Source organism: Pseudomonas sp. L13, from assembly GCF_009935965.1.
Taxonomy (GTDB): Bacteria; Pseudomonadota; Gammaproteobacteria; order Pseudomonadales; family Pseudomonadaceae; genus Aquipseudomonas; species Aquipseudomonas lactis.
In genome coordinates, this window is record NZ_QODJ01000030.1 from 64,588 (window position 1) to 74,210 (window position 9,623).

Below are 9,623 nucleotides of genomic sequence, written 5' to 3' on the forward strand. Positions count from 1 at the left end.
CGTCTGCGCTGTACGCGCCAATAGCGTCTAAGGCGCCAGTGGCCGTTTGATCACCACATCTGCGCCATAATCATTGATAGCGCTGAGTTCCACTTGGGCCTGAGGCCCTGGCAAATGCTTTAGCGCAGGCAAGACAAAAGCTTGGGTAGCCTCCGGCGCAATCATTTCGCTGCCCCCCGCAAACCGTTGTTCACCGTCCACTAACACCACGCTGGTCACGGTTATATGAAAACCAGTCGGGTTATGCCCCACCAATGCAATACCACCTGCCTGGCGAGCAACCCGCCATTGAACTCGCTCAATGGCGTCCGATGCGTCACCCGTTAGCGTTTGGGGCCGGTAGAAAATCTTGATTCGCGAACGGAAGGCCATCTGCAATATGTTGACCGGTGTACCGGTCTCTGGTGGGGTGGCGGGCACTTCAAGCAGGTTGAAGTAATAAACCGACTCTTTATCCTGTGGCACGCTCGCGCCGGTGAACATCATCCTCACGCTCTGACCTTTATTGGGGTCCATACGAAAAACAGGAGGGGATAACACAAAAGGCGCGGTTGAATGGGTTGGACTTGACGCCGGGTCGCCGCTGTCAACCCAGGTTTGCACTAATACCGGCAACTCACCGTTATTTTTCAGCGTCACGGTAATTTCTGTTTCGTGTGCGGGGTAGATCAGACGCGTGCCGCTAATCACAACACTGGCCATTGCTTGGCAACAGGCCATTAACATCATTGCTGCCACTACACCTTGGCGTATCAACGTGAAGTAAGCCATAAAGTCCCTTGTCTGGCTGCCCGGCTCCTCCCGCTATTGTCTTGATGGGCAAAGATAACGAGAGAAGCCAGGACGCTATTGCTTATTGGTAGTTGATGGAATACATCACGGCACCCGCGAACGTACCCGCTGTTGGCGCTGCATTGGTCGTCACATATTGAACGGTATAGGCCATTGAGGCATTGCCACTTGCAATTGGCGTGAGGCCCGATGTCAGCTGATTGGAACTGCCAATGGCCACTTGAGCATTGTTGGAATCGTTGATTTGCAGCGCGATACCCGTTGCAGCACTAGAGCCGGGCGCAGTGTTAGCCACTGTACCGTTCACAGTAACACCCGGGCCGCCTTGAAAAAATACAGACGCATTCGACGCCGTTCCTGCACAAGCAGTCAGCGCAAAATTAAGTGCAGTACTCCCTTTGGTCAGGCCCACTGCATTCATCCCTGCGGTCGAGACCGTCGGCAAAATAACACTAGGTGACGAACCATTGTTATTAACATTAATGGTGCACGTTTCAGCAGTAATTGCACCCGTAAAATTGATAGTGCCGTCACTGGCAGCGGCATTAGCGAACTGAACAGACGATGCAACCATCAACAACGATACAGCGATTATTTGACGTTTCATTTTAAGAACTTCCTTGGTTAAACTTAAAAATCAGGTGCAGCACAACATAAAGAGCCCTTCGCACTTCCTATTGCGCGACACAATCAGTCAATCATGTTATACGACATTCGAACAACTCAAAAAACAACATTCACACTTCAATTCACCACCCGATCAACGCCCTCCTCCAACGCGTAGGGTATAACCTCCATCTCTTAAAATCACTTCAAGTTACTACCCACTTCTTCATTGGTAGCTGATTGAATACGTTACATTCGTCGAAAATGGGCCGGAACCTACCGCATCGCTATTAACAACATACTGAGCGGTGTATCCCATCAGACCGCCAAAGGTGGTGGCTGGCTGATTTAACTGAGAGGGGTCTCCTATCAGAATGGGGTTCATCGAAGCATCGTATAACTTTAGCGCGACGCCCGTGGCCCCATGGACAGTGATGGTGTTTCCCAGTGTGCCGTCCGAATTGACATGCGGCCCACCTTGGAAAAATACCTTCGCCTTAGTAGCAGTACTTCCCGAACAACTTGTCAGTTTAAACGTAAAACCAGTACCCCCCTTGGTGCTGCCTTCTGCAACCATACCCGTCCGACTCACCTTGGGTAGCGCTATGTTTGATGTACTACCCACCGTATTGTTGACAGAAATGGTGCATGTCTCCGCCACCAAACTACCACCAAACAGAATTTGGCCATCACCTGCAATCGCTACAGCAGCGAAGGCAGTCTGGGCAGACATTACGAGCAGCGATACCAGGCCACCCGTCACTGCCCATGCATTGCATCTATACATCATTATTCATTCACCCCTCTACGATACGAACGGCGGCGTTTTGCCAAGTCATGTAGCCACCTCCGTTAAAGCAACCCTAGTCCCAATTCGGCGCTTCACAAATCAAGAATAATGAATCACAGCTTTTCACACATAAATCCATCTTGATGGTCTGCCAGGCCTTGAGCACGAAGGAGCGCCAGGCGATCAAATCAACTTATTGCGAACCGCTAACGCGTTTAATTGCGCCATTGACTGCAGCTGTATTTTTTCGAAAATATTGGTTTTATGAACACTGATAGAGCGACTGCCAATTTTCATTTCTTCAGCAATCTTTTGATTGGTCAATCCTGCTGCCAGGCGCTGAAACACCATCAGCTCGCGATCCGTCAGCGTTGCAATTAAGCCCGCATCACTATCAAAAGATCGCTCGCGGGTCTTTATGGGGGAATGAATAAAGTCGAAATAACCGTAACCCGAACGTATGGCTCGAAGAATAAACGCGACTCCCCCCATATCACCACACGCTTTTAGCAGTACGCTTGCCCCGGCTCGCCTGTAGCGCGCTGAAAAATGGGAGGGATTTTGTTCTGTCAGGACAATTATTTTCAATCCCCGGTCCTCCTCACGCATTTGCCTGATCAGATGGATGCCCTCGATATCGAACGCAGGAATATCCAGCACTGCAATTTCAGGGCGTTTAATTCGTGCCACTTCAACAACCTTCACTGCGCACGGCGTATTAATCAATACACCGACAGACGCTTGCTCCAAAACACCGGCTATCCTAACTCTCCTTTGAGATTGCCCGCTCAGTGCAACAGCTGTTATTTTTTCCATCGTTCATTCCGCCTGTCACAGACGCTTGTCTCTGATGTCAGTCAAGCCAAGCCAACTATAGAAGTCTCACCAGAATAATCGAACACATGGGCATTCAAATCTAAAAAACTCTATTTTTAGCTAAATTATGTCAAAGATGCTCGACAACTTGACTCACGTTTTTCCGGCATGCTCTCGATCGACAATTCAAATGGTTTTTCATTGTTTTTGATTTAAATTTCAGCCCTTCCACGTAGAGCATGTGCAGGCAACAACCATCACGGAGCAATGTACATGGAAATTATAAATTTGAATGTCGGTGATACCTGTCACTTGAGCTTTGAGACTACACTGCGGGTTCTAGCCACTCGAGGTAATAGTGTTCAGTTAGGGTTCGAGGCGCCGAAAGATGTGCATATTTATCGCTCAGAGCTCATATTCTCGCCAGATAAGCGACGGGACCAGACAGGTAAACGCCGTGGTTGACTGACCTGATAGCCCCCTGGTAAAGCTCGCCAACTGATTGCATAGCACGGGCTATTCCTGGTCTTGGGGCGCACTTCGAAGCGAGTAAAACATTGGGCGATTAATCATGCGAAACAACCGTCTGTCAGAGCACAGATTGTCATCCGGTCGAATGCATACTTTTGATTGCTCATGACGTAGAGCGAGGGAACGCATACCCTGAGCGTTTAACGATCGGGCGTCGTGACCTGATGGCGACCTGTTCACTCAGGGCCCCCTCAATACTTCATGGTTCGCCGCAATGCATTTACCGCTTTCGTCACCTCAGCATGCTCCTGGCAGGCACATGCGAACTCCAACCACCCACACGCCGTTGTCACTTTGTCTCCATTGATAACTCTGAAGCCCCCTTTATTCGATGCCCGTCAAGGTCATCGAGTTGTTATTTATTTACACCAACACGCCGTTAGAACTGCCGACGTAATAGCGTGACCACGCCCGTCGCCAGCACAATGGTCGACAGCGGCAATGCCAGTAATATGCCGTTAACCCCGAGCCACGGCGCTAGCATCAGCAAAAACGGAATTTGAATGCACATATTTGCCAGGGTAATCATAGTCGCCCTTCTGCTGTCGCTGATCGCTTGATAATACGCCGCGGCGAGCACTAGGAATCCGTCCAGAAACAGCACAAACAAATGCAGGCGAACAGCGTCAATGGCTGCCACATCCAACGCTGAGTCTTCGTCGCTGATAAATATTCGCGTGCCAATGTGTGGGAAGATCAAAATCATCAGTACCAACACCACGCCCGTGCCCACCACCCAGCGCATGGCCAGAAAGAACACCTTACGGACTAAAGCCGATTGCCCCGCTCCATGAAAGTAGCTGACCAGAGGTTGCATACCACTGGCCAAGCCTTCGGCCAGCAGATAATAAACCGTCATCAAATACCCGGTTATGGCATAGGCTGCGACGTTCACAGTGCTGCCGTAATGCATCAACGCGGCGTTGTGCAATAACGCTGCGAAGCTGGCGTAAAGGTACATCAATAAACTGGAAAACCCATTAAGCAGAATCTGCCGACAGGATGCCAGCTGTAGGCCGAACTCGCCCAGGGCCAGGCTCAATGGCAAGGAACTGTAACGGGTGCATAGAAATACCAAGCCGATCAGTGCCGAGAGCGACTCGCCGGTGACTGTCGCAATGGCCGCCCCCTGCAGACCCCAGCCCAACTCAACGATAAATACGTAGTCCAGCACTATATTAGTGAGTGCCCCTATGAGCATCATGATCGTGGCCAACATGGGAGCGCCCAGGTTCCTGACCAGAATGGGCATGGCAATACTGGCCATTACCAACGGTGAGGACCAGCCGATAATTTGCAAATAGCCACTACCATGGCGCTGTACGCTGGCATTGGCGCCTTGCAAAGCAAGCAAGCTATCGCGCCCAGCGATAATCAACAGGCCAACGACAACGCCTAATAATGCCAACAACCACAAGCCTTGTATGAGAAAGCCCTTGGCCCTTTGGAAGTGCCCTTCACCCTGGGCGATTGAACAATGAGTGCCCGCCCCCGCACCAATCATAAGGCCAACACCGGCCATCAGGCCGATCCAGGGCCACGCCATGTTAATGGCTGCCAGCCCTTCGGCACCCACTACATGCCCAATAAAGATCCCGTCGACGATCTGATACAAACCGCTGACCAACATTGCCATGACCGTGGGCAAGGCATAACGCCAATAGGCTGCGGCCACGTTATCAGGCGTAATAGCGATTGAGCGCCTGTTCATAGTGCTGACCTGAGCTGATTTGAGAGTAAGGAGTTCCAGTCGTTTGCCATATGCATAGCCCAGTGTTGCTCTCGTTGAAAATAGATTCACCTCAAATTCAAACAACGTAAACGCGCGGCGCACGCTACACCAATCTCGAGAAAAAAAGGCTAAAAAGTCATTGATTCACAGTTACTCACATGCCTGGCCAGCGGTGCCATTGTATACGCCGCGACGAGACGCTTTTCATAGAAAATAGAGGCGACCATTAAAAACCAAGCACAAACACCCCCATTCACCGCCAATAATAATTCTTCATAAGGTTATACACGACAAATTAAAAACTCGGCCTAAACTGCGTGTAGATCGAAGAGTTTACGGCTTACGATTTATGTGCACCCAAAAACTAATGTAGGGCAAAAATCTCCAAACCTCGCAGTTATTACGTTGGCTCCAAAAAAAGAGCAGACTTTTTAACGCCTTCGAAATCATAAATCAATGAGCAATCTATTCCTATGCCGCCACCCACCATCATTGTCGACATGGGAAAAACCGTTTCTCTGATCGGAGGGGACGCTGTCCTTTCCACCAGCGGGCTCTCTGACTGTTCTGCCTTGGCGATATTATCAAACTGGAACGGGCATACTTACCATAGGCGCACATTGATGCATTTAGTCGGTAGCAGCCTCGACAACGGATTATGGGGTATAAATGTTTACTCTTTAATCTCACGACTTAAAACTTCACTAAGCGCAGGTGGAAAAATCATTCTTGTGGGCGGCCTCAGTTCGCAATCCAATTGCGGGCTAGCGTTGACGATCGGACAATCTAAAAACTCGGATAGCATGCCATTAGCGGATCTTTTAAGAACAAGAAACGTGTCAATCGTCATGGCCGGCGCGTCCTCAGTCTCAATAAGTCCCAACGGTGAGTTTGATCTGCTCGACAACGGGCGGGGTGTACTAGACGAGGCCAACGTAAAAGCTGTTTTTGATTCCATCTGACACCGGCCAAAACAACGCAATAATCTTCAGGAGCAAACATACTATGGATACTCAAGCAAAATTGACCTGGCAGCATTTCCCTGCTGACTTACAGGGTTTTTTCCGGGCGCCTGTTTTAATTTCCGGTGAGCGCGAGGCTATTCTGATTGACGGTGGCTTTACGCTTTCGGATGGGAAATTAATAGTTGAAGCCATTAAAAACAGCGGAAAGGTCCTGACAACGATTTATATCAGTCAAAGCGATCCCGATTACTACTTCAGCCTGCAGTCCATCAAGGCTGCGTTCCCGGAGGCCAGAGTAATCGCGGCTTCAGTGACTATTGCCGCGATCAAGGACAGCGTCGAAAAGAAGCTGGCGACCTGGGGGCCTCAGCTCAAAGAGAACGGCCCGCAAACCTTGGCAGATGTGGTGATTCCCGAAGCCTTTGACGAGCCTGCCCTCAACCTGGAAGGCCATATCATTGAGGTCGTCAAGGCCGATGGCCTCGTCAATCGCAGCTATCTGTGGGTGCCATCGCTCAGCGCCATTTTCGGCGGCGTCCTGGTATTTTCGGGGGTTCACGTATGGACCGCTGATACCAAAAATCCGGGTGCCCGTGCGGCTTGGGTGAACAACCTCAACGCCATGATCGCACGCAAGCCTCAGGTAGTCGTCCCTGGCCACTTGACCCCCAATGCTCAGGTAAACGCCTCAGCAATCCACTATACCCGCGACTATCTACTCGCCTTCGAACATGAGCTTGCCAAGGCCGCCGACAGCGCGGCAGTGATAGAAGCCATGACCCAATTGTATCCCGATGCCGGTATGGGTATTTCGCTACAACTTGGGGCCAAGGTTGCCAAAGATGAAATGGAGTGGGATTGAGAGCAAAAACCCAGGGCGACGATCCGCTATTTCACTTAGCAATGGGCGTTGGAGAAAGCAGCTTTTCTCCCCCGCCAGAAAGCTAAGCTATTTTTAATTGGAGAAATCAATGAGCAAAAAAATTAACGTACTTCTCGTCGGCTGGCACCCTAACGCAGTGGATTACAGCAAATGGCCAGGACTGACGCACGAGAAACTTCAGGCCGCTCTGGACGCCGATAAAAACACGTTTGAAAGCCTCGGCTACGCGACTGAACTAGGCTTAATCCAAAGTGAACAGACCGCAGAAACGCTCCTTCTCAGTCTTCTTCAGGAGAAACCACGTGATTGCGTCCTGATCGGCGCAGGCGTCCGTACTGATGCAGCGTATCTAAGCCTCTTTGAACGCCTCATCAACACAGTTCATGAACATGCACCCAACGCAAGAATATGTTTCAACAGTGGGCCATTCGACTCGCTTGAGGCTGTGCAACGCTGGGTTCCTTGAGCACAACCGCCAATATGCAACGCCGCTCATTGTCATTTCCCGATTTTAATACACGCGTATTCTTCTTAGCCAAGGTCCAGCAAAGGCATTCCGAATAGGATACTTTTAGAGATAGCACTCTCAAAAACGCCTCACAAAAAAACAAAGTTTTCAATCGTTTACCGTGCCGTTCGATTCCGGGTTCGGGCACCATAGATATCAAGGGCTTGCCAGGGAAACCTGGGCAGGCCCTTATCTTTTCCGCTCCGCAATTTTAGAAACCGCTCCGCAATCCCCCTCGCCCGGCGTCCTGCCGAACGAATATCCCACCTCTTTATTCAGACCGAAGCCCGCCGATGCCGTTGTCTTGGTGATAATCGACGTACAGACCATCCCGACCGCCCTCATGCACCTTCAGGCCCACCATCCTCACCATCAACCATGCGGACCTGCGTCTCACCCCAACGGACGACCTTCCGATTCCTTGAGACTTTGGCGCCTCGCTTAGGCAGGACTTGAAATGGTGGCGGGTTGCCGGTATTGGTTGGAGTCATTTGGCGCAAGGAGCAAAAGAGTGATCACGATTCGAGAGCCAACGATTGAAGACCTTCAAACGCTCCGAGACATCGGCATAAAGACCTACAAAGAGCACTTTTCTGATATCTGGACCGCCCCAGGACTACAGAACTTCCTAAGCGAGGACTTCTCGGTTTCTGAACTGCAGAAATCTATCGGTTCACCTATCAATCACTACTGGCTCATTGCGTTCGACGACAAAGGCCAGGCAGTAGGATTCTCAAAAGTCAATTGGTCCAAGCCGATCCCAACGTCTGATCATTTTGGCGCCGAACTCCAGAAAATTTACTTCCTCAAGTCTCAGGCGGGCAAGGGCTATGGGAAGCAGCTTCTCCAATTCATTCAAGACGTAGCGCAAAACCGCAATGAAGGTTTCTTATGGCTAGACGTACTGAAGACCAATTCAAACGCGCAGCGTTTCTATAAGAACTTCGGGTTTAGGTCATTGGGAGAAATCCCCTTCAGTACCGATGTAGCCGAAATCGGTATGGTCGTGATGTGCCGTGACCTTTCCCGGTAGGCGCGTTTGATTGCCTCCCTTACGGGTTATTACGAACTCACTGTGATACTTGAAATCGTGGCTGGTTGCCGGTATTGGTGATGCAAATTCAAAAGTAAGGAAGCTCAGTTCAATGCCTCGCGCCAAATCCACTTGCATCATTGCTTTTGCTACTGCGGCTCTGTCCGGGTGCATTAGCACTCCCACTTGGACCAACCTGGGACCGGTTGATCTGGATGTCTCAAATGGTCTGACTGCCTGCCATATTGACGCCAATATTATTGATGGAGAGCGTATTGAAGGCACACTCTGCTCCACATACGAATCCGGTTTTTTTGGCGGTGGAGAACCCGAAATCTACTTCGGGCCACAGAACCGAAAATTCATGCAAGAGCCGGTAAGCACAACCACCACCGGAGTTACTAAAGATTGGAAGGGGAAAAACGCATTTTTACAATGCACTCCTGCTTTTGCCATTGATGGCAAAACAGTTGAGAAGCGCTTTTGTAAGGTTACCATCAATAATCAATTGCTGGTCAGTGCATCCTTCAAATACGTGAAGTAATACTAGATATCAGAGGCCTGCCGACTTATGGCCCGGCCTGGAAGAACTATTTAATACGCTCCCAGTCGGATTGTTTGGTTGTCATGGGGAATCCTTAGTCTTGGTTGTCCAGCAGCACATCAATCAGCTTCTGCTCACCCAGGCGCATAGCGCCCGGGCATTGCAGGTCGTTGTACTTATGAGAAAAAAGAAAAAGGGGACAGATTTGAATGGCACTTCCTTAACAGTTAACCAGCTGATCTGACTACAGAAAAATGAAAAAAGGCGGTCCTTGGTCTACGGTGATAGTTGCGAACACACACCACTCGAACAAGGACAACCCGCGTGAATCGTAGACGTCAAATCGTCAGGCATCAACAGCAGCGCATTCAGCAGCACGCCAAAAACAGCAACGCCCATGCATTCTTTAAGCTGCTAGCCGAT

General features: G+C 50.2%; 10 protein-coding genes. 5 read left to right on the forward strand and 5 right to left on the reverse strand.

Annotated features, from left to right (window positions below; all coding sequences use genetic code 11):
• Positions 1-27: 27 nt before the first annotated feature.
• The 4 genes from DK871_RS16405 to DK871_RS16420 all read right to left on the reverse strand — a co-directional run bounded on the left by DK871_RS16405 (position 28) and on the right by DK871_RS16420 (position 3,004).
• The gene (locus tag DK871_RS16405; RefSeq protein WP_161905783.1) at positions 28-771 is read right to left on the reverse strand and encodes a molecular chaperone; all 744 of its coding nucleotides are present in this window, start codon (positions 769-771) and stop codon (positions 28-30) included.
• Positions 772-853: 82 nt separating this feature from the next.
• Positions 854-1,399, reverse strand: a complete 546-nt coding sequence (locus DK871_RS16410) for a fimbrial protein (protein WP_161905784.1) — start codon at positions 1,397-1,399, stop codon at positions 854-856.
• Positions 1,400-1,624: 225 nt separating this feature from the next.
• A complete protein-coding gene (locus DK871_RS16415) occupies positions 1,625-2,131 on the reverse strand; it encodes a fimbrial protein (RefSeq protein ID WP_161905785.1) in 507 nt (168 codons plus the stop codon).
• A 240-nt stretch (positions 2,132-2,371) separates the two neighbouring features.
• A complete protein-coding gene (locus tag DK871_RS16420; RefSeq protein WP_161905786.1) occupies positions 2,372-3,004 on the reverse strand; it encodes a response regulator transcription factor in 633 nt (210 codons plus the stop codon).
• Positions 3,005-3,277: 273 nt separating this feature from the next.
• Here DK871_RS16420 and DK871_RS29695 point away from each other — a divergent pair, with 273 nt between their 5' ends.
• Positions 3,278-3,469: a carbon storage regulator gene (locus tag DK871_RS29695; RefSeq protein ID WP_161905787.1), complete on the forward strand. Its 192-nt coding sequence runs from the start codon at positions 3,278-3,280 to the stop codon at positions 3,467-3,469.
• 445 nt (positions 3,470-3,914) lie between these two features.
• Here DK871_RS29695 and DK871_RS16430 read toward each other — a convergent pair whose 3' ends face one another.
• Positions 3,915-5,369 carry an MATE family efflux transporter gene (locus DK871_RS16430; protein WP_218581443.1) on the reverse strand — a complete coding sequence of 485 codons (1,455 nt, stop codon included), beginning with the start codon at positions 5,367-5,369 and terminating at the stop codon, positions 3,915-3,917.
• A gap of 903 nt (positions 5,370-6,272) precedes the next feature.
• Here DK871_RS16430 and DK871_RS16440 point away from each other — a divergent pair.
• The 4 genes from DK871_RS16440 (at position 6,273) to DK871_RS16455 (ending at position 9,200) form a co-directional block, all read left to right on the forward strand.
• The gene (locus DK871_RS16440) at positions 6,273-7,094 is read left to right on the forward strand and encodes an MBL fold metallo-hydrolase (RefSeq protein ID WP_218581444.1); all 822 of its coding nucleotides are present in this window, start codon (positions 6,273-6,275) and stop codon (positions 7,092-7,094) included.
• A 109-nt stretch (positions 7,095-7,203) separates the two neighbouring features.
• A complete protein-coding gene (locus DK871_RS16445; RefSeq protein ID WP_047710955.1) occupies positions 7,204-7,581 on the forward strand; it encodes an SGNH/GDSL hydrolase family protein in 378 nt (125 codons plus the stop codon).
• 553 nt (positions 7,582-8,134) lie between these two features.
• The gene (locus tag DK871_RS16450; protein ID WP_161905789.1) at positions 8,135-8,656 is read left to right on the forward strand and encodes a GNAT family N-acetyltransferase; all 522 of its coding nucleotides are present in this window, start codon (positions 8,135-8,137) and stop codon (positions 8,654-8,656) included.
• 112 nt (positions 8,657-8,768) lie between these two features.
• Entirely contained in the window at positions 8,769-9,200 is a 432-nt protein-coding gene (locus DK871_RS16455) for a hypothetical protein (RefSeq protein ID WP_161905790.1), read from the forward strand.
• The last annotated feature ends 423 nt before the right edge of the window (positions 9,201-9,623 follow it).

Excerpts from the sequence above, each read along its gene's own strand:
- DK871_RS16405 (WP_161905783.1), bottom strand. The coding sequence starts at position 771 with ATGGCTTACTTCACGTTGATACGCCAAGGTGTAGTGGCAGCAATGATG.
- DK871_RS16410 (WP_161905784.1), bottom strand. The coding sequence starts at position 1,399 with ATGAAACGTCAAATAATCGCTGTATCGTTGTTGATGGTTGCATCGTCT.
- DK871_RS16415 (WP_161905785.1), bottom strand. The coding sequence starts at position 2,131 with ATGTCTGCCCAGACTGCCTTCGCTGCTGTAGCGATTGCAGGTGATGGC.
- DK871_RS16420 (WP_161905786.1), bottom strand. The coding sequence starts at position 3,004 with ATGGAAAAAATAACAGCTGTTGCACTGAGCGGGCAATCTCAAAGGAGA.
- DK871_RS29695 (WP_161905787.1), top strand. The coding sequence starts at position 3,278 with ATGGAAATTATAAATTTGAATGTCGGTGATACCTGTCACTTGAGCTTT.
- DK871_RS16440 (WP_218581444.1), top strand. The coding sequence starts at position 6,273 with ATGGATACTCAAGCAAAATTGACCTGGCAGCATTTCCCTGCTGACTTA.
- DK871_RS16445 (WP_047710955.1), top strand. The coding sequence starts at position 7,204 with ATGAGCAAAAAAATTAACGTACTTCTCGTCGGCTGGCACCCTAACGCA.
- DK871_RS16455 (WP_161905790.1), top strand. The coding sequence starts at position 8,769 with ATGCCTCGCGCCAAATCCACTTGCATCATTGCTTTTGCTACTGCGGCT.